Source organism: Fusobacterium sp. (genome assembly GCF_032477075.1).
Lineage (GTDB): Bacteria > Fusobacteriota > Fusobacteriia > Fusobacteriales > Fusobacteriaceae > Fusobacterium_A.
Genome location: NZ_JAWDXO010000028.1, coordinates 17,242 through 35,983, shown reverse-complemented (window position 1 = coordinate 35,983; position 18,742 = coordinate 17,242). Strand labels below are relative to the sequence as shown.

At 30.2% G+C, this 18,742-nt stretch carries 19 protein-coding genes, 7 tRNA genes and 1 riboswitch; of the genes, 24 read left to right on the top strand and 2 right to left on the bottom strand.

What is annotated here, in order from left to right:
- The first annotated feature begins 329 nt into the window (after positions 1–329).
- Together dacB and E6771_RS11500 are read left to right on the top strand one after the other, a co-directional pair.
- On the top strand, positions 330–1,757 hold the full coding sequence (dacB, locus tag E6771_RS11505) for a D-alanyl-D-alanine carboxypeptidase/D-alanyl-D-alanine-endopeptidase (RefSeq protein WP_316091463.1): 1,428 nt from the start codon (positions 330–332) through the stop codon (positions 1,755–1,757).
- Between the two features lie 178 nt (positions 1,758–1,935).
- Complete coding sequence (locus tag E6771_RS11500; RefSeq protein ID WP_316091462.1) at positions 1,936–2,781, top strand: patatin family protein; 846 nt, start codon at positions 1,936–1,938, stop codon at positions 2,779–2,781.
- A 48-nt stretch (positions 2,782–2,829) separates the two neighbouring features.
- On the opposite strand, the gene E6771_RS11495 is transcribed toward E6771_RS11500, so the two are convergent.
- Positions 2,830–3,789 (bottom strand): L-lactate dehydrogenase, encoded by a 960-nt coding sequence (locus E6771_RS11495; protein ID WP_316091461.1) that lies wholly within the window; start codon positions 3,787–3,789, stop codon positions 2,830–2,832.
- Positions 3,790–3,990: 201 nt separating this feature from the next.
- Positions 3,991–4,641 carry an OmpA family protein gene (locus E6771_RS11490; protein ID WP_316091460.1) on the bottom strand — a complete coding sequence of 217 codons (651 nt, stop codon included), beginning with the start codon at positions 4,639–4,641 and terminating at the stop codon, positions 3,991–3,993.
- A gap of 290 nt (positions 4,642–4,931) precedes the next feature.
- Here E6771_RS11490 and E6771_RS11485 point away from each other — a divergent pair.
- The 22 genes from E6771_RS11485 to pflA all read left to right on the top strand — a co-directional run bounded on the left by E6771_RS11485 (position 4,932) and on the right by pflA (position 18,716).
- Positions 4,932–5,008 (top strand) — tRNA-Pro (locus tag E6771_RS11485).
- A 5-nt stretch (positions 5,009–5,013) separates the two neighbouring features.
- Positions 5,014–5,089: transfer RNA gene (locus E6771_RS11480), tRNA-Gly, on the top strand.
- Positions 5,090–5,106: 17 nt separating this feature from the next.
- Positions 5,107–5,183: transfer RNA gene (locus tag E6771_RS11475), tRNA-Arg, on the top strand.
- 34 nt (positions 5,184–5,217) lie between these two features.
- Positions 5,218–5,293, top strand: a tRNA-His gene (locus E6771_RS11470).
- 14 nt (positions 5,294–5,307) lie between these two features.
- Positions 5,308–5,383 (top strand) — tRNA-Lys (locus tag E6771_RS11465).
- 4 nt (positions 5,384–5,387) lie between these two features.
- A tRNA-Leu gene (locus tag E6771_RS11460) sits at positions 5,388–5,471 on the top strand.
- Positions 5,472–5,541: 70 nt separating this feature from the next.
- Complete coding sequence (gene truA, locus E6771_RS11455; RefSeq protein ID WP_316091459.1) at positions 5,542–6,270, top strand: tRNA pseudouridine(38-40) synthase TruA; 729 nt, start codon at positions 5,542–5,544, stop codon at positions 6,268–6,270.
- A gap of 21 nt (positions 6,271–6,291) precedes the next feature.
- Complete coding sequence (locus E6771_RS11450; protein ID WP_316091458.1) at positions 6,292–6,762, top strand: N-acetyltransferase; 471 nt, start codon at positions 6,292–6,294, stop codon at positions 6,760–6,762.
- A 73-nt stretch (positions 6,763–6,835) separates the two neighbouring features.
- Complete coding sequence (locus E6771_RS11445) at positions 6,836–7,252, top strand: transcriptional repressor (RefSeq protein WP_316091457.1); 417 nt, start codon at positions 6,836–6,838, stop codon at positions 7,250–7,252.
- A gap of 32 nt (positions 7,253–7,284) precedes the next feature.
- On the top strand, positions 7,285–7,668 hold the full coding sequence (locus tag E6771_RS11440) for a desulfoferrodoxin family protein (protein WP_316091456.1): 384 nt from the start codon (positions 7,285–7,287) through the stop codon (positions 7,666–7,668).
- Positions 7,669–7,714: 46 nt separating this feature from the next.
- Complete coding sequence (rd, locus tag E6771_RS11435; protein ID WP_005951983.1) at positions 7,715–7,873, top strand: rubredoxin; 159 nt, start codon at positions 7,715–7,717, stop codon at positions 7,871–7,873.
- Between the two features lie 110 nt (positions 7,874–7,983).
- A tRNA-Met gene (locus E6771_RS11430) sits at positions 7,984–8,060 on the top strand.
- A gap of 193 nt (positions 8,061–8,253) precedes the next feature.
- Positions 8,254–9,024 carry a glycosyltransferase family 2 protein gene (locus tag E6771_RS11425; RefSeq protein ID WP_316091455.1) on the top strand — a complete coding sequence of 257 codons (771 nt, stop codon included), beginning with the start codon at positions 8,254–8,256 and terminating at the stop codon, positions 9,022–9,024.
- Between the two features lie 14 nt (positions 9,025–9,038).
- Positions 9,039–10,079 (top strand): glycosyltransferase family 9 protein, encoded by a 1,041-nt coding sequence (locus E6771_RS11420; protein ID WP_316091454.1) that lies wholly within the window; start codon positions 9,039–9,041, stop codon positions 10,077–10,079.
- Entirely contained in the window at positions 10,075–11,076 is a 1,002-nt protein-coding gene (locus E6771_RS11415) for a glycosyltransferase family 9 protein (protein ID WP_316091464.1), read from the top strand. The genes E6771_RS11420 and E6771_RS11415 overlap by 5 nt, the downstream gene beginning before the upstream one ends.
- A gap of 4 nt (positions 11,077–11,080) precedes the next feature.
- The gene (locus E6771_RS11410) at positions 11,081–11,779 is read left to right on the top strand and encodes a lipopolysaccharide core heptose(II) kinase RfaY (protein WP_316091453.1); all 699 of its coding nucleotides are present in this window, start codon (positions 11,081–11,083) and stop codon (positions 11,777–11,779) included.
- Positions 11,776–12,762: a glycosyltransferase family 9 protein gene (locus E6771_RS11405; RefSeq protein ID WP_316091452.1), complete on the top strand. Its 987-nt coding sequence runs from the start codon at positions 11,776–11,778 to the stop codon at positions 12,760–12,762. Before E6771_RS11410 ends, E6771_RS11405 begins: the two co-directional genes overlap by 4 nt.
- Before the next feature lie 19 nt (positions 12,763–12,781).
- Positions 12,782–13,873: a recombinase RecA gene (recA, locus tag E6771_RS11400; RefSeq protein WP_316091451.1), complete on the top strand. Its 1,092-nt coding sequence runs from the start codon at positions 12,782–12,784 to the stop codon at positions 13,871–13,873.
- Positions 13,860–14,405, top strand: coding sequence for a regulatory protein RecX (locus E6771_RS11395; protein ID WP_316091450.1), 546 nt, complete (start codon positions 13,860–13,862; stop codon positions 14,403–14,405). Before recA ends, E6771_RS11395 begins: the two co-directional genes overlap by 14 nt.
- Before the next feature lie 13 nt (positions 14,406–14,418).
- Positions 14,419–15,150, top strand: coding sequence for a lysophospholipid acyltransferase family protein (locus E6771_RS11390; RefSeq protein ID WP_316091448.1), 732 nt, complete (start codon positions 14,419–14,421; stop codon positions 15,148–15,150).
- Positions 15,151–15,222: 72 nt separating this feature from the next.
- Positions 15,223–15,303, top strand: a riboswitch (ZMP/ZTP riboswitch).
- A gap of 207 nt (positions 15,304–15,510) precedes the next feature.
- Positions 15,511–17,739 (top strand): formate C-acetyltransferase, encoded by a 2,229-nt coding sequence (gene pflB / locus E6771_RS11385; RefSeq protein WP_316091447.1) that lies wholly within the window; start codon positions 15,511–15,513, stop codon positions 17,737–17,739.
- A gap of 245 nt (positions 17,740–17,984) precedes the next feature.
- Positions 17,985–18,716 carry a pyruvate formate-lyase-activating protein gene (pflA, locus tag E6771_RS11380; protein ID WP_316091446.1) on the top strand — a complete coding sequence of 244 codons (732 nt, stop codon included), beginning with the start codon at positions 17,985–17,987 and terminating at the stop codon, positions 18,714–18,716.
- Positions 18,717–18,742: the final 26 nt, after the last annotated feature.

The following is an 18,742-nucleotide window of genomic DNA, read 5'->3' as shown; positions in this document are numbered from 1 at the left end:
ATGTATGTCTCCTTTGTATAATTAGGGTGGTAACTATATTATACAAAAAAGAGAGCTGAGTGAAACATTTTTTTTAAATGTTACTCAGCTTTTTTTATAGAAGTGATAAATATTTTTTAGAAAAATATTATTTTAAAATATCAAGTTATTCTATTAAATATATAGTAGTTTTCACAATAGGTTATTATATCTTCTTTACTATATATAATATAAATTTTTTAATAACGATATATGAGTATAGTATTGAATGTATAGAAAAGAAATATTTGTATTTTATAAGAGAGTAGGGTATATAAAGAAGTGTAAATATTTTAAAGAAGAGGTGTTTTATGAAAAAAAAGATTTGTTTATGGATTGCACTTTTAGGTATTTTTCTAAGCAGTTGTACTAAATTACCAGTATCATCTGGGGAATTATCTAGTCAACCAAAGATTGTAAAAGAATTTGTTGAGGCTGAAATTATAGAACATGGAGATTTAAGTTTTCATGTTGTTGATTTAAAAACTGGTGAAGTAATAGCTGACCATAGAGGAAAAAATGCGTTGGTTCCTGCTTCAGTTATGAAAATAGTAACTTCAGGAGCTGCTCTTGAAGTTATGGGTGGGAATAAAACTTTAGAAACAAAACTTATGTTTGAAGGAAAGATTGATAAAAATGGAATTTTAAAAGGAGATTTATATATTCAAGGAGGAGGAGATCCTACTCTTGGTTCTGATGGGATTGCAGCAGCACCAGAAGCCTTTCTGGCAGATTGGGTAAAAGAAATGAAGAAAGCTGGAATAAATTCTGTAAATGGAGATATTATAGTTTTAGATGATCTTTTTGGTCATGAAGGAATACCAGGAAAATGGCTTTGGGAAGATATGGGTACTGATTATGCTCCTGGAACTTATGGGATTAGTATTTTTGATAATCTATATACTCTATATTTAAGTTCAGGAGCACCTGGAACCACTCCTAAAATTACTGGGACTAAACCTCAAATGAAAAAGTTAATTTTTGATAATCATGCTGTTGTTTCACCAAATGGTAAAAGAGATATCTATGTAAGAGGGGTTCCTTTTGAAAATAAAAGAGGATTTTATGGAGTAGTACCAGCAAACAGAGCAGAGATTATCATTAAAAGTGATATACCTGATCCAGGACTTTTTTTAGGACAATATTTTTCTGATTATATGAAGAAGAATGGAATAAAATTTAATGGGAAAGTAACTACTGCCAGACTAACAGCAAAAAGACCTAAGAATGCAGTAGTACTTGCTGTAACTGAATCAGTTTCTATTTCAGAGATTATAAGGGTATTGCTTACTAGAAGTGATAATCACTATGCAGAGCATTTATTTCAGCTTTTGGAAAAAGTAGAGAGAGTAAATGTTGTAGAATTTTGGAAAGAAAAGGGCTTAGATGTTGATTCTCTGACTATGAAAGATGGAAGCGGACTTTCACGTGGAGATACACTTTCAGCCAAGTTGTTGACTGATATTCTCGTTTATATGAATGGAAAAAGGGAATTTAAGTTTGAAGAATTATTTCCAATAGCAGGCCAAGATGGAACAGTGGCAAAATTTCTTAAAGAGACGCCTCTAAGTGGAAATGCAAGAATTAAAAGTGGAAGTATGAGTGGAGTTCAGTCATATGCAGGATATTTAAAGAAAGATGGAAAGAAATATGCTTTTGCTATAATTGTAAATCATTGGAATGGAGATAGAACAGATTTGCGAAATGAAATGGAAAAATTGTTAAATGGTTTGTTTTAGTTAAAAAATTAATATTAAAATAGAAAGATCAGATTTTTTATATTGAACCTGATCTTTTTTATTTAGAATAAAATATAATATTTTTTAACCAAAATAGAATTATCAATATTTTCTTATAGGAAATTTTTAAAAAATAAAGTAAAATAAGTTATAAATATTTATATGAAGGTGGGATATTATGAAGACAGGATTAGTATTAGAAGGTGGTGGAATGAGGGGGGTATATACAGTTGGGGTGCTGGATGCCTTTAGCAAACATAATTTTATGCCAGATTATCTAATTGGTGTATCAGCAGGAGCTTCAAATGGAGTATCATATATATCAAAACAAAAGGGAAGAGCTCTTCGTACAAATACTGAATATATTAATGATAAAAGATATTTAAGTTTTTATAATTTGTTGACAAAAGGTTCACTTTTTGGAATGGATTTTTTATATGATGAGCTTCCTAAAACTATAGATCCTTTTGATTATGATGCTTTTTTTGCAAATCCCTGTGATTTTAAGGTTGGAGTAACGAATGCAGAAACAGGCAAGGCTGAGTTTTATAGAAAAAATTCTTTAAAAGATGGGAGTACTGTGCTCAAAGCTTCAGCTTCTATACCTCTTGTAGCTCCTGTTGTAGATTATAAAGGAAAAAAATATCTTGATGGAGGAACATCAAGTCCTATACCAGTAAATGAGGCTCTGAAAGATGGGTGTGATAAGCTTATTGTTGTGCTTACACGCCATAGAAAATTTATAAAACCTGCCATAAGATTTCAGACTTTATGTTCTTTAATGATGAGAAAATATCCAGCAATGATGGAACTATTGAAAAGACACCATATAGTATATAGAGAGAATCAAAAAGAAGTAGCAAGATTGGAAAAAGAAGGAAAAGCATGGGTAATAGCACCAGAAAAGCCACTTGTAATAGATAGATTTGAAAAAAATAAAGAGAAACTTCTTGTAGCATATCGCCAAGGATTTATAGATGGAGAAAATTTTTTGAAAAAATATAGGGCAGAATTTGAAAAATAAATGGCATAATTTAAATTATACCATTTATTTTGTATCTAGAAATATTTATTAATCTTCTATTGCTCTTTTTCCTCTTTCTATATGATGCTTAATGATATCAAAAGTATTAGAAAGCTTTTTCTTTTCTGATTCATTTAATGGAAGCTCTATTATATATTCTATACCATCCTTTCCAATTACAGCTGGAACTCCAGCATATATATTAGAAGTATCATACTCTCCTTGAAGAAAAGCACTACAAGGGATGATTTTTTTCTCATCATGGAAAATAGCCCTGACTATTTCAGAACATACACAAGCAATTCCAAACTCAGTACTATTTTTACCACAAAGAATATCCCAGCCAGTTTCTGCTGTTTTCTTTTCAATTGCTTCAAAATCTATATTAAAAAATTTTTCTGGTTTTTCTGCTATAAGATCAAAAAGAGATTTTCCATTTATAAAAGCAGATGAAAATGCAGCTACTTGAGAATCTCCATGTTCTCCAAGCATGTATGCTTGAATAGAGCGAGCATCTATTCCAGTTTCAACACTTAATATTCTGCGAAGTCTTGCAGAATCAAGACCAGTACCAGTTCCTATTACTTGATTGTATGGCAATCCTGAAAGTTGTTGTACATAATATGTTATTATATCAACAGGATTTGTTATAACTATAAAATGACCATTAAAACCTGTTTTTATTATTTCAGGAACAAATGATTTTATTATTTTTAAAGAATGATCAAGTTCAAAAAGACGATCTTTTGAAATATTATCAATAGTGCCTACACATATTATTATAATATCTTTATCAGCTAAATCTTTTATCGTACCACTTTTTACAATGGCTTTATGTGGAAGAAAAGCAAGTGTATCCATACAGTCTAGAGCTTGAGCTACAGCTTTTTCTTCATTAACATCTACAAAAGTTATATCATCACAAATACCTTGCAGTATCATGGAAAAAGCACAATGACTTCCTACATGCCCAGCACCTATAATTCCTATTTTTCTTGTATTGATCATAAAAAATATCCCCCTTAAACTTTTATTTTTACATCATATCACTATCAAATATCTGTGTCAAGAAAAATAAAAAAATATTTTCAAAAAAATATAAAATAAAAAATAAACGTTAAAAACAGAAAATTTTTATAATAAAAAACAGCCACTAAAAATTTTTAATAGCTGTTTTGTTAACCATATTTAAATTACAATTTTTTAAAATTAATTCATAGGTAAAATTTCTAGTTCCACTCTTCTGTTTTCAGCTCTTCCAGCAGCAGTATTGTTAGTAGCTCTAGGATTTTCCATTCCATATCCTACATAAGATATTCTTCTAGCAGAAACACCTTGTTGAATAAGGTAATTTCTAACACTAGCAGCTCTTTTTTCTGATAAAGTTACATTGTAGCTTGCACTTCCTACATTATCAGTATAACCATTAACTATGATTCTAGTTTCTGGATATTGAATAAGTACAGTTGCTATAGAATTTAATGGTCCATAGAAACTTGAAACTATATTAGAACTGTCAGTAGCAAAAGTAACTCCACCTGGAAGATTTAAGTTTAGATTATCTCCATTTTGGCTGACTTGTACTTCAGTATTTTTTAAACGTTCTCTAAGTTCCTGCTCTTGACGATCTCTATAAGCTCCCCATCCTAATCCAGCAAGGGCACCTACTCCAGCACCAATAAGAGTTCCTTTTGTATCTTTTCCTATAAGTTGTCCTACTAAAGCTCCTGCTGCTGCACCTCCAGCAGTTCCTTTAGTTTTACTATTTACAGAACCAGTATCGTCTAGAAAAGGTGAAGAAGTACATCCAGTGATCATTAAAGCTAGTAAAAAACTAGACATAACTTTTTTTGTATTCATAATTAAAATCCTCCTTTGTATAGTAAAAAATAATTTTTTGATTTAAAATACCTTAAATTAAAATTTTTTTTTGTTGTTAATGTAATATTCGAAGAATAAAAATAAATTCCTTTATATATTGATATTATATTATTAATTTTTATAAAACACAATCTCAAATTTATTAAGTTTTATAAAAGTGCTACAATTCTTTGAAATAATTAATTTTTTTTTTAAAATTATTTTGAAAAAAAGTATTGACATGTTTTTGTATAAATGATATAATCATTCTTGTCTTGAAAGAAAGGTCTCGGAATATAGCGCAGTCCGGTAGCGCATCTGCCTTGGGAGCAGAGGGCCGCAAGTTCGAATCTTGCTATTCCGACCATCTATGCGGGAATAGCTCAGTTGGTAGAGCGTCAGCCTTCCAAGCTGAATGTCGCGAGTTCGACCCTCGTTTCCCGCTCCACTTTGAGATTACTGAGTGTATCTGTAGCTCAGCTGGATAGAGCAACGCCCTTCTAAGGCGTGGGTCAGGGGTTCGAATCCCTTCAGATACGCCACTATCCAAGATTACAGATTTCTAATTTAAATATGGTGATCGTAGTTCAGTTGGTAGAGCGCCAGTTTGTGGCACTGGTTGTCGCGAGTTCAAGCCTCGTCGATCACCCCATTAAAATTTAATATGCGTCATTAGCTCAGCTGGTAGAGCACACGACTTTTAATCGTGTTGCCACAAGTTCAAATCTTGTATGACGCACCATCGTGCGAGGATGGCGGAATTGGCAGACGCGCTAGACTTAGGATCTAGTGTCCCAGACGTGAGAGTTCAAGTCTCTCTCTTCGCACCATTTTGTTGATAAGAGATTCTAAGAGAGTCTCTTTTTTTACATTTTTTGAAATAGAACTATGGAGAAGACAATGAAAAATATAAAAATCAGATACAGATTTGATGGAAGTATGTTTTATGGATTTCAGAGACAGCCTGGAAAGAGGACTGTACAGGGGGAAATAGAAAAACTTTTGGAAATAGTTTTAAGAGAAAAAGTGAATTTGATATCTGCTGGGAGGACAGACAGAGGAGTTCATGCTTTGGAACAAGTTTCTAATTTCTTTACAAGTTCCTCTATACCACCAGATAAACTTAAATATGCTCTTAATAAAGGACTTCCTTTAGATATAGAAATATTTGAGGTAGAAGAAATAAATGCAGAGTTCAATTCTAGGTTTATGGCAAAAAGTAGGGCATATAAATATATAATGAGTTGGATAAAAAATCCTTTTGAAAGCAGATATGTAACATTAGTTCATGAAAAAATACATAAAGATAAGTTTTTTAAAATATTAGAACCTTTGATAGGAATCAATGATTTTAATAATTTCAGACTTAGTGATTGTGGAAGTAAAACATCAATACGAGAGATATATAATATAGCAATAGAAGAAAAAGAAAATAAGTTGATTGTAGATATAAAAGGGAATTCCTTTTTAAAATCTCAAATAAGAATAATGATGGGAACAGCATTAAATGTATACTTTGAGAATAATGATGAGAATTATCTAAAAGATATGCTGGAAAATCCAAATAAGAGTTTTATAAAAAAAGTTGCAGAACCTTATGGGCTTTATCTTTCAGAAGTTAATTATTGATTATAATATTAGGAGAAGAAAATGATTTTAAAAGAATTAAATAGGGCAGATTTACCCCTTATAAGTGAAATTGTTGAATTAGAAGAAGAAGCTTTTGGAGGAAAGGGAGGAGTAGATCTTTGGATATTGAAAGCTCTTCTTAGATATGGAAAGGTATTTGTTTTAGAAAAAGATGGTAAAATAATATCAATAGTTGAGTATATACAGTGCTTTGATAAAAAGGAAGTATTTCTTTATGGAATATGTACTCTAAAAGAATTCAGACATATGGGAAATGGAAAAAAAATAATGAATGAGAGTGAAAAATATCTTAAAGAAAAAGGATATGAAACTATTTCACTTACTGTAGATCCAGAAAATAAAATAGCTATAGGAATGTATAAACACTTAGGATATGATATAGTTGAATATCAAGAAAATGAATATGGTAAAGGAATTCATAGGTTTCTTATGCAAAAAAACATTAATGATTTGAAAACTAACTTGACATAATTAGAAAATCGGTATATCATTAAATATATAATGATTACAATTTTGACTTAGATTGGTTAAGGAGGGGAGAATAATGGGAATAGAAATAGAGAACATTGGTGAATATTTGAAATGCCATTCAATAAAACCATCATATCAAAGAATGAAGGTTTTTCAATATTTATATGAAGAGAGGAACCATCCAACAGTAGATATGATATATAAAGCTCTATGTACTGAAATACCAACATTATCAAAAACAACTGTATATAATACATTAAATCTTTTTATCGAAAAAGAAATAGCCAATGTTATAGTAATTGAAGAAAATGAAACTAGATATGATATAGATATGGCTATACATGGTCATTTTAAATGTGAGCAGTGTGGAAAAATATATGATCTAGATGTAAATCAAGAATTATTGAGCTCTAAGGAATTGGATGCATGTGAAATTAAAGAACATCATCTTTATTTTAAAGGAATTTGTAAAAACTGCTTGAATAATTAAATTAGCATGAAATTATTATGGAGGTGTTATATATGGCAAAAAATGAATTTTTTAAATGCAAAGATTGTGATATGGTATTTGAAGTAGTTTCTGAAGGAAAAGGATGTTCCGCATCTGGTAATGATATGATGGAGAAACTGGAAGCTAAAACTCAAGATGCTTCAACTGAGAAACATGTTCCTTATATAGAGGAAAAAGAAAATGGATACCTTGTAAAAATTGGAAAAGATACAAAACACCCTATGCTTGAAGCTCATTACATAGAATTTATTGAAATTATAGTAGATAGTGATAAACTTTATAGAAAATATCTGAAACCTGGGGATGAACCAGAAGCTTTCTTTGAAGTACCAAAAGGAAGTAAAGTTGTAGCATATGAATATTGCAATATTCATGGATTATGGAAAGATAGATAAAAAGTTGACTTTAAATAAAATTAGCAAAAAATCAGGAGGAAATGCAGTGAAGAAATATGAATGTAAAATATGTGGATATATTTATGATCCAGTAGATGGAGATCCGGATAATGGAGTAGCGCCTGGAACTGCTTTTGAAGATATTTCAGAAGATTGGGTATGCCCTCTGTGTTCAGCAGAAAAAGACGAATTTGAAGCAATTTAAATAAAAAAGTTCCAAAAATGGACACATCTATTCTGATGTGTCTTTTTTACAGCAAAAAATAAAAAAATATTGACAAAGGACAAAAAATAGTGTACTATTAATAATCATATGCCTAGATAGCTCAGTTGGCTAGAGCATACGGTTCATACCCGTACGGTCGATGGTTCGAATCCATTTCTAGGCACCATATTCCAAATAATTTTTTTAAACCCCACTTTTTAGATTCATATGTTGTAGTCTAACCCTAAATATTTTTATGGAAGAAGATGGACTTGGCCGGTTCATCTTTTTTCTTTTTTTGAACAAAGATATTTGCTTTGAAAAAGGGGGGATATTTGATATAATTAGTGTATTGATATAAAAATTTTGGGAGGAGCTTTATGAAATTATCAGCAGCAGTAATGACTTTCAATGAAGAAAAAAATTTAGAGAGAACTTTGAAGGCTTTAGCTGATATTTGTGATGAAATAGTTATAGTAGATAGTGGCTCTACTGATAGCACTAAAAAGATTGCAGAAAAATATAGGGCTAAATTTATTCATCAACCATGGCTTGGATATGGAAAACAAAGAAATGCAGCTATAGAAAATTGTAATGGAAAATGGATACTTACAGTGGATGCGGATGAAGAGCTTTCTTCTAGATTGAAACAGAAAATAGTAGAAATAATAAATGGAAATGAAGATAAAAAAGTATATGAAATAAACAGATTATCAATATGTTTTGGAAAGCAGATAAAGCATGGTGGATGGGGAACCTCTTATGCTGTAAGACTTTTTTTAAAAACAGCAGGAAGATTTAATGATAGTACAGTTCATGAGAGTTTTGTAACACAAGAAGAAATATTTAAAATAAAAGAAGATATCTACCATCATAGTTATCTAACTTTAGAAGATTATTTTTCTAAATTTAATCGTTATACAACTGAAGGAGCTTTAGAATATTATAAAAAAGGAAAAAAAGCTAGTATAGGTCAGATAGTTTTTAATCCAATGTATAAATTTATAAGAATGTACATTATAAGACTTGGATTTTTAGATGGGATAGAGGGATTTCTTCTAGCTAGTACAAGCTCTATGTATTCAATGGTTAAATATTTCAAACTTAGAGAAATATATAGAAATGGAAGTTATATAAATAAGAAAAACTGATAAAGGAGCTGACAATGGATATAAAAAGAATAATCGTTTCCAGAACTGATAAGATAGGAGATCTAATATTGTCTATTCCTAGTTTTTTTATGATAAAAAAAATGTATCCCAATGCAGAATTGGTAGTTTTAGTAAGAAAATATAACTACGAAATTGTAAAGAATCTTCCTTATATAGATAGAATTATGAAAATAGATGAATATTCTCAAAGTGATCTTATAGAAAAAATAGCATATTTTAAGGCAGATGTATTTATTGCTTTGTATAACGATTCCTTTGTAGCAAAGCTGGCAAGAGCAAGTAAAGCTAAAATAAGGATAGGACCTATTTCTAAACTTTCATCTATTTTTACTTATAATAAAGGAGTATGGCAAAAAAGATCAAAATCTATAAAAAATGAAGGAAAGTATAACCTAGACCTTGTAAGAAAACTGGATAAAGAACTTTATCAAAAAGTATATGAATTGAATACAAAGTTATATTATGAAGAAAAGCATAGAAATGCAGCAGAACTTTTCTTCAAAATGAATGACATAAAGGGGCAGGCTTTAGTAATAAACCCATTTATTGGAGGCTCTGCTAAGAATATAAAGGATGAAGAATATAGTAATCTTATCATGAATTTTAAAAGAAGAAATCCTGATATATCTGTAATAGTTACATGTCATATTTCTGAAGAAGAAAGAGGAGAAAAGCTTCTAAAAAATTCTCTGGAGAAAGGGATATATTTATATGCTAATGGGGGAGAGCTTTTAAATATAGCAGCAATAATAGATAGAGCAGATGTGTATCTTGGAGCTTCAACAGGTCCTACTCATATAGCTGGTGCATTAAAGAAAAGAATAGTTGCTATTTATCCAGCTAAGAAAACTCAAAGTATAATAAGATGGGGAGTACTTGGAGATGATAAAGTATTTTATCTGATACCAGATCAAAATAATCCTTTAGAAAATTATAATAACCCTCATTTTGACAAATATGATAAAAATATGGAACTTGAGCTTATATTAGCTTTAGAAAGAGCTTTAAAGCTTGAGGAAGGTGGTAAAAATTAGAATATTAATAATACACACAGCTTTTATAGGAGATATAGTCCTTTCTACTCCATTGATAAAAAAGCTGAAAGAAATATATCCTAATAGTGATATAACTTATGTTACAACTCCAGTAGGTGCTTCTATATTGAGGAATAATCCCAATATAAGTGAAATAATTGAATATGATAAAAGAGGAAAACATAAAGGGGTGAAAGGTATATATCAGCTTGGAAAAAGATTGAAGTATGAAAATTTTAATTTGGTAATAACACCCCATAGATATATCAGAAGTTCTATTCTGTCATGGATGACAGGATCACCTGTAAGAAAAGGATATAAAAATGCAGCGGCTTCCTTTCTTTTTACTGAGAAAATACCTTATGATAGAAATAAACATGAAGTGGAGAAGTTATTATCTTTTGTTTCTGGAAAAGAAGAAAAAAGATATGAAATAGAATTATATCCTAATGAACAGGATATAAAAAAAGTTGATGAAATGTTGAAAAAATATAAAGGAAAAAAACTTATTCTTCTAGCTCCTGGGAGCAAATGGTTTACTAAAAAGTGGCCTATTGAATATTTTAATGAAGTAATTGGACAAGTAATGAATAGAAAAGATATTATAACAGGAATAATAGGAGGAGCTGATGAAATGGCTTTAAAAATTGTTTCTGGTGGAAATATAGTTGACTTCAGAGGAAAAACTACTCTTTTAGAACTTGCAGAACTTATAAAAAGATCAGAATTAGTTGTAACGAATGATTCATCTCCTATACATATAGCCTCAGCATGGAAAAATGTAAAAATACTTGCAATATTTGGCCCTACAGTAAAAGAACTGGGATTTTTTCCATGGTCTGAAAATAGTAAGGTATTTCAAATAAAAAGTCTTACCTGCAGACCTTGTTCACTTCATGGAGGAGATAAATGTCCTCAAAGACATTTTAAATGTATGTTGGATATCAAGCCTAAAATGATACTAGATGAAATAATGAAAACAATAGAGAGAGTTTGATTTTATGAATAAAGAAAAGCTGGGAAATATTTTTTTATACTATAAAGAAAAAAAAGATAAAAATTTATATGAAAAAATTGAAAATGATGAATATGAAATTGTAAAAATATTTAAAAATGATCAACGAAGCTATGTAGCCCTTATAAGTATAGAAGGAGAAAACCTTGTATATAAACAGCCTGTTGAGAAAAACAGCAGAAAATGGCAAAGGTTTCTTTCCATATTTAGAGGAAGTGAAAGTAGAAGAGAATTTCAAAATATAGAAAAAATAAATGATATAGGATTAAATGGGGCTGTTCCTTGCCTTGCTGTTGAAAAAAGGAAAGGCGTGTTTGTTGTAGATTCATATCTTATTTATTCATATATAGATGGAAGAGAAAGCAGTTTTGAGGATATAGAGATAATAAGTCAGGAATTGAAAAAAATTCATGATTTAGGTTTTCTTCATGGGGATTCTCATTTAAACAATTTTTTAATAAAAGACAATAAAGTTTATCTTATAGATACAAAATTAGAAAAAAATAAATATGGAAATTTTGGGAAGAGTTTTGAATTTATGTATCTTGAAGAGAGCTGTCCGCAAAAAATAGATTTTGATAAGAATAGTATCTATTTTAAAGGAGCTAAGATGCTGAGGAGTTACTTAACACTGCTTTCAAAGTTCAAGATAAAATTAAAAAGCATTAGGAGAAGAAAAAAGTGAAAATATTGGTTATCAGGCTTAGTTCAATAGGAGATATTATATTAACTACTCCTGTATTAAAAGCATTCAAAGAAAAATATCCAGAAGCAGTAATAGATTTTTTAGTTTTAGATAAATTTAAAGATTCTATAGAAGGAATTCCTTTTATTGATAATGTTATTTTATTCAATAAGGAAAAAAATGATGGTTTCTATAATATGAAAAAATTTGGTAAGGAATTGAAAAAAAATGGATATGACTATATATTTGATCTTCATTCTAAAATAAGATCAAAAATTATTTCAAAAAATATTGGAGCAAAAATTTTCACTTACAAGAAAAGAAGTTGGTGGAAAACTCTTCTTGTAAAAATGAAATTAATAAAATATAAAGTTGATAATACAATAGTAAAGAATTATTTTGGTGCATTTAAGGATTTTGGACTTGAATATAAAGGAGAAGACATAAGTTTTGCTTTTTCTGAAAAAGATGATATTTGTAAGGAATATGATGGATTACCTGTAATGGCACCAGGAGCTTCAAAAAATACTAAAAAATGGACAAAAGAAGGATTTGGAGAATTAGCAAATCTAATTTATAAAAAATATAAGAAAAAAACTGTTCTTATTGGTGGAAAGGAAGACATTGAGCTTTGTGATGAAATAGATAAAATAAGTGAAGGACATACAATAAATATGGCTGGAAAGCTTTCACTTAAACAAAGTGGAGCACTTTTATCAAAAGCTTTGTTTCTCGTTGCAAATGATTCAGGACCTTTTCATATAGCAAGAGGGGTAAAATGTAAAACATTTGTAATATTTGGACCTACAAGTCCAGCAATGTTTGATTTTGGAGAAAATACTGTATTAATAGATAAAAATATAAAATGTTCTCCTTGCAGTCTGCATGGGGATAAAGAATGTCCTCAGGGACATTTTGATTGTATGAAACAGATAACAGGAAAAGAAGTTTTTGACACAATAGAAAACAGCGTAAAAATATAAAGGAAGTGGTGAATAAGAGATGGCAAAAGCAAAGAACACAGAAAAAAATCGTGAAGTCAGTGAGAAAGAAAAAGCACTAGAACTGGCAATGAAACAGATAAAAAAAGATTTTGGTGAAGGATCTATTATGAAGCTTGGTGATAATCAGGCAATGAATGTAGAGGTTATTTCAACTGGAAGTATAAATCTTGATGCTGCATTAGGTCTTGGAGGAGTTCCAAGAGGAAGAATTGTTGAAATATATGGAGCTGAAAGTTCAGGAAAAACAACAATAGCTCTTCATATAGCTGCAGAAGCACAAAAAAGTGGAGGGGTAGTAGCATTTATAGATGCAGAACATGCTTTAGATCCAGTATATGCAAAGGCTTTAGGAGTGGATGTAGATGAATTGCTGATATCTCAGCCAGATTATGGAGAACAAGCTCTTGAAATTGCAGATATGCTTGTGAGATCAGGAGCTGTTGATCTTATAGTAGTGGATTCTGTGGCTGCTCTTGTACCAAAAGTGGAAATTGATGGAGAAATGGGAGATCAACAGATGGGATTGCAGGCAAGACTTATGTCAAAAGCTTTAAGAAAACTTACTGCAACATTGAATAAATCAAAAACTACAATGGTATTTATCAATCAAATCAGAGATAAGATTGGAGGATTTGGATTTGGACCTCAAACTACAACTACTGGAGGAAAGGCTTTAAAATTCTACTCATCAGTGAGAATGGAAGTAAAAAGAATTGGATCAGTAAAACAAGGTGATGAGGTAATAGGAAATGAAACAATAGTAAAAGTGACTAAAAATAAAATAGCCCCCCCATTCAAAGAAGCTGCTTTTCAAATAATGTATGGAAAAGGAATATCAAGAGTAGGGGAAATTCTTGATATGGCTATAGAAAAAGATATAGTTGCAAAATCAGGAGCTTGGTTTAGTTTTGGAGATATTAGATTGGGGCAGGGTAAAGAGAATGTAAAAGCAAGGCTTGAAACTGAACTTGAACTTTTAGCTAAGATAGAAGAAGAAGTAAAAAAGGCTGTAAAACCAGATAAAAAAGAAGATAAAGAAACTGAAAAATCAGAGTCTAAAGAAGGAGTATTAAGTTTTGAAGAAGTTTAGTCTAAAGGGAAATAAGGTGTATTTTGATGAAATGTTCTGTATCGATTTAAATAAAGCAACAATAATAGAATTTAATCTAAAAAATAAAGAATATATCACTGATGAAGAATACAAATATCTTATTAGATTAAGGGCTTTAAGTATGGGATATTTTCTTTTGTCAAAACAGGACTATTCAGTCAAAGAATTGAAAACTAAACTATTGCTAAAATATAGAGAAAAGCATATAATAGATGAAATTATAGAAGAATTTAGGGGAAAAAATTATTTAGATGATTATGAATACGGAAGAAGTTATGTAAGAAATCACAATTATGGAAAGAAAAAGATGGGGTTCATGCTTTTTCAAAAGGGACTTTCTCAAGATATAATAAGAGAAATTATAAGTGAAAATTCTGAAAATGAAATGGAAGAGATAAAAAAATTATGGATTAAACTTGGGGATAAAGAAAAAGAAAAAAAGATACTTTCTTTGATGAGAAAGGGCTTTGAATATCAAGATATAAAAAAAGCAGTGTCAGAGCTGGAGTAACTTGGAGGATAAAATGTTAGGTTTGATTTTAGCTTCATCAACAGGGTTCTTTTTGTTTATATTTATAAGTATATTTTACCTTCCAAAGATTCATTTTTTAAGTGAAAGAAAAGGTGTAGAATACTCAAGAAGAAAATTGAAATGGCTTTCAAAAATGGTATTAGGAAGCTTAAATGTGAAATTAAGAGTAAAGTATAAAAATAGAAGAGCAATAAATTCTTTGGTTAAGACTAAAGGGATAATTTTTGTGTGCAATCATCAAAGCAATTTGGATATACCAGCTATAGTTACAGCTTTGCATATGGATGTAGGATTTGTAGCAAAACATGAGATGAAATCTTGGCCTTTTTTTGGAACATGGATGAAAAAAAGTAATTGTATTTTTCTCAATAGAGAAAATCCGAGGGAAGGAATAAAAGATATGAAAAAAGCTGTAGAACTTATAAAAAAAGGTTACCCTACTGTTATTTTCCCTGAAGGGGAAAGAACTATTGATGGAAATATACTAAGTTTTAAAAAAGGAAGCTTTAAACTGGCAACTGAAACTAATGGAATAATAGTTCCCCTTACATTGAAAGGAACATATAATATTCAAAAAAGAGGAGCTTTTAGAATGAACAGAGGGCAGCTTATAACTTTAATAGTAGATGAACCAATTTTTGTAGAGGATATTCCTAAGGAAGAATTAAAAAATTTGAATATGAAAGTGAGAGACATTATTGTTAGAAATTTTGAAGCTATATAGGTAATATTTTAGAAAAACTTGTATTAAAAACTATATTTATATTGACAAGAAGATTCTAAAATGTTAATATTATATCAGTTATATGACTGACGGAGCGTGGAATTAACCACATGAAGTATAACGATGATAATGCCGACCGTCTGGGCAAATAAGCCTAGATTGTCGGTTTTTTTTATACATTTTTTTAGGGTGAAAAAGTTGAAAATAGTGAATATAATTGTTGACTTATTTTATAAAGAATGTTAAAATAAAAATATATTAAGAAAATCAATGGAATGTATAAATATTTTAAACAGTTAGTAAAACTGATATCATTCAGTTTTTAAATATTAAGTTTTTATTTTATGAGGAGGGATCATAATGAAATATTGGAATGGTTTTAAAGGGGAGCTTTGGCAGAAAGAGATTAATGTAAGAGATTTTATACAATGCAATTATACTCCATATGAAGGAGATGACTCTTTTTTAGTTAAATCCACTGAAAATACCAAGAAAGTATGGGATAAACTTACTGAAATGTTTAAAGAAGAAAGAGCAAAAGGTATTTATGATGTTGAAACTAAAAAACCTCAAGCTATTGATGCTTATGGACCTGGATATATTGAAAAAGATTCTGAAGTTATTGTTGGACTTCAAACTGATGCTCCTCTTAAAAGGGGGATTTATCCAAAAGGTGGACTTAGAATGGTAAAAAATTCTTTGGAAGCTTTTGGATATAAAATTGATCCAATGACAGAAGAAATATTCACTAAATATAGAAAAACTCATAATGAAGGAGTCTTCTCAGCTTACACAGATGAAATGAAAGCAGCAAGAAAATTTGGTATTATAACTGGACTTCCTGATGCTTATGGAAGAGGAAGAATAATAGGAGATTATAGAAGAATAGCTCTTTATGGAATAGATAGATTAATAGAAGATAAGAAGAATCAAATGAAAATATTAGAAGTTCCTGAAATGGATGATGAAACTATAAGAAGAAGAGAAGAAACTCATGAACAGATTCAAGCTCTTAAGAGATTTGTAAAAATGTGTGCATCTTATGGATTTGATGTTTCAAGACCAGCAGAAAATGCAAGAGAAGCTGTACAATTTGTATATTTTGGATATCTTGCAGCAACTAAAGATCAAGATGGAGCTGCTATGTCATTGGGAAGAACTGCAACTTTCCTTGATATCTATATTCAAAGAGATCTTGAAACAGAGCTTATAACTGAAAAAGAAGCTCAGGAACTTATAGACCAATTTATAATTAAATTAAGAATAATCAGATTCTTAAGAACTCCTGAATATGATGCATTATTCTCAGGAGATCCTATATGGACTACTGAGGCAATAGGAGGGCAGGGAATAGATGGAAGAACTCTGGTAACTAAAACATCTTTCAGATATCTTCATACTCTATATAACTTAGGGCCAGCTCCAGAGCCAAATCTGACAGTTCTTTGGTCAGTGAACTCACCAGAAAACTGGAAAAAATATTGTGCAAAAGTTTCAATTGATACATCTTCTATTCAATATGAAAATGATGATTTAATGAGACCTGAATTTGGAGATGACTATGGAATAGCATGTTGTGTATCACCTATGAAAATTGGAAAAGGAATGCAGTTTTTTGGAGCTAGAGCAAACCTTGCAAAAACTCTTTTATATGCTTTAAATGGAGGAAGAGACGAAAAAACAGGAGCTCAAGTAGCACCTAAATTTGCACCTGTAACTGGAGAATATTTAGAATTTGAAGAAGTAATAGAAAAATTTGAGCAAATGATGAAATGGCTTGCAGGAGTATATGTAAATGCTTTAAAAATAATTCATTATATGCATGATAAATATGCTTATGAAGCTTTTGAAATGGGGCTTCATGACCTTGACATTGAAAGAACTCAAGCTACTGGTATAGCAGGGCTTTCAATAGTAGCTGATTCACTAGCAGCTATTAGAGATACAAAAGTAAAAGCAATAAGAAATGAAGAGGGATTAATTGTAGATTTTGAAAGAGAAGGAGATTATGTTCCTTATGGAAATAATGAAGATTCTACAGATGAGCTTGCTGTAAAAGTTACTGAGAAATTTATGGATTATTTGAGAACTCATGAAACATATAGACATTCAAGAGCAACTCAATCTATCCTTACTATAACTTCAAATGTTGTATATGGTAAAAAAACAGGGAATACTCCTGATGGAAGAAGAGCTGGAACTCCATTTGCACCAGGAGCAAATCCAATGAATGGAAGAGATACTAGAGGAGCAATAGCTTCTCTTGCATCAGTTGCAAAATTACCATTCCACCATTCAAATGATGGAATATCATATACATTTGCAATAGCTCCAGGAGCATTAGGAAAGACTATGGAAGACAGGGTTGATAATCTTGTTTCTATGATGGATGGATATTTTACTCCAGAGGGAGGACAACATCTTAATGTCAATGTATTTGACAGGGAATTATTAGAAGATGCAATGGAAAATCCTGAAAAATATCCACAGCTTACAATAAGAGTATCTGGTTACGCAGTAAACTTTATAAGATTGACAAGAGAACAACAGTTAGATGTACTTTCGAGAACAATTAATGGAAGAATGTAATAAGAATTAGCATAAAATAAATCAAAGAGACTGTTTCAAACTTGGGAAGGGATTTTCAATTTTGAATCAGTCTTTTCTTTAAATATATGATATACTAGAATAAAAATTTAAAGTATATAGAGATAATATACCAAAAGAAATAAGGATAATTATAACGGATAAAAATAAGATTTTAATAAAGAAAAAGTAAAACTGAAGTTAAAGAGAGAAGGGATAATCAAATATTTCTTAAAGGAGATGAAGATATGAGCAGGATTGGAAATATACATTCATATGAGAGTTTTGGAACAGTAGATGGTCCTGGGATAAGGTTTGTACTTTTTCTTCAAGGATGTCCATTGAGATGTAAATTCTGCCATAATCCTGATACATGGAATATGTCAGAAGAAAAAATAAAAGAAGAAGCTGCAGAAACTTTTGAGAAAGTAAAAAAATATAAAGGATATTTTGGAAAAAAAGGAGGACTTACTGTAACAGGGGGAGAACCTCTTCTTCAAGCTGATTTTGTTCTTGAACTTTTTAAGCTTTGTAAAGAAGATGGAATAAATACAGTGATAGATACCTCTGGGTATATTTTTAATGAAAAAGTGAAAGAAGTATTGGAGTATACAGATCTTGTACTTTTAGATATAAAAGCTATTGATGAAGAAGTATATAAAGAACTTACAGGAGTTGAACTTGAAAATACTCTGAAATTTGCTCAATATCTAAAAGAAAAAGGGAAAAAAGCTTGGATAAGACATGTAATTGTTCCTGGCATTACAGATAATGATGAACTTTTGAATAGACTGGCTGAGTATATATCTGCTTTAAGCAATGTAGAAAAAGTTGAATTACTACCATATCACAGACTTGGAGAATTTAAATATAAGGAATTAGGAATGAAATATGCTTTGGAAGGAGTAGAAGAACTTTCTAAAGAAAGACTGGATAATGCTGTCTCTATATTTAAAAAATATAATTTAAAAGTTAATTAGGAAAAAACTGCTTTTTTCTTGTAAAA

Coding starts and splice junctions, on each gene's coding strand:
- E6771_RS11410 (WP_316091453.1), top strand. CDS start 11,081: ATGAATAAAGAAAAGCTGGGAAATATTTTTTTATACTATAAAGAAAAA.
- E6771_RS11445 (WP_316091457.1), top strand. CDS start 6,836: ATGGGAATAGAAATAGAGAACATTGGTGAATATTTGAAATGCCATTCA.
- dacB (WP_316091463.1), top strand. CDS start 330: ATGAAAAAAAAGATTTGTTTATGGATTGCACTTTTAGGTATTTTTCTA.
- pflB (WP_316091447.1), top strand. CDS start 15,511: ATGAAATATTGGAATGGTTTTAAAGGGGAGCTTTGGCAGAAAGAGATT.
- E6771_RS11425 (WP_316091455.1), top strand. CDS start 8,254: ATGAAATTATCAGCAGCAGTAATGACTTTCAATGAAGAAAAAAATTTA.
- E6771_RS11495 (WP_316091461.1), bottom strand. CDS start 3,789: ATGATCAATACAAGAAAAATAGGAATTATAGGTGCTGGGCATGTAGGA.
- E6771_RS11500 (WP_316091462.1), top strand. CDS start 1,936: ATGAAGACAGGATTAGTATTAGAAGGTGGTGGAATGAGGGGGGTATAT.
- E6771_RS11450 (WP_316091458.1), top strand. CDS start 6,292: ATGATTTTAAAAGAATTAAATAGGGCAGATTTACCCCTTATAAGTGAA.
- E6771_RS11390 (WP_316091448.1), top strand. CDS start 14,419: ATGTTAGGTTTGATTTTAGCTTCATCAACAGGGTTCTTTTTGTTTATA.
- recA (WP_316091451.1), top strand. CDS start 12,782: ATGGCAAAAGCAAAGAACACAGAAAAAAATCGTGAAGTCAGTGAGAAA.
- pflA (WP_316091446.1), top strand. CDS start 17,985: ATGAGCAGGATTGGAAATATACATTCATATGAGAGTTTTGGAACAGTA.
- truA (WP_316091459.1), top strand. CDS start 5,542: ATGAAAAATATAAAAATCAGATACAGATTTGATGGAAGTATGTTTTAT.
- E6771_RS11440 (WP_316091456.1), top strand. CDS start 7,285: ATGGCAAAAAATGAATTTTTTAAATGCAAAGATTGTGATATGGTATTT.
- E6771_RS11420 (WP_316091454.1), top strand. CDS start 9,039: ATGGATATAAAAAGAATAATCGTTTCCAGAACTGATAAGATAGGAGAT.
- E6771_RS11490 (WP_316091460.1), bottom strand. CDS start 4,641: ATGAATACAAAAAAAGTTATGTCTAGTTTTTTACTAGCTTTAATGATC.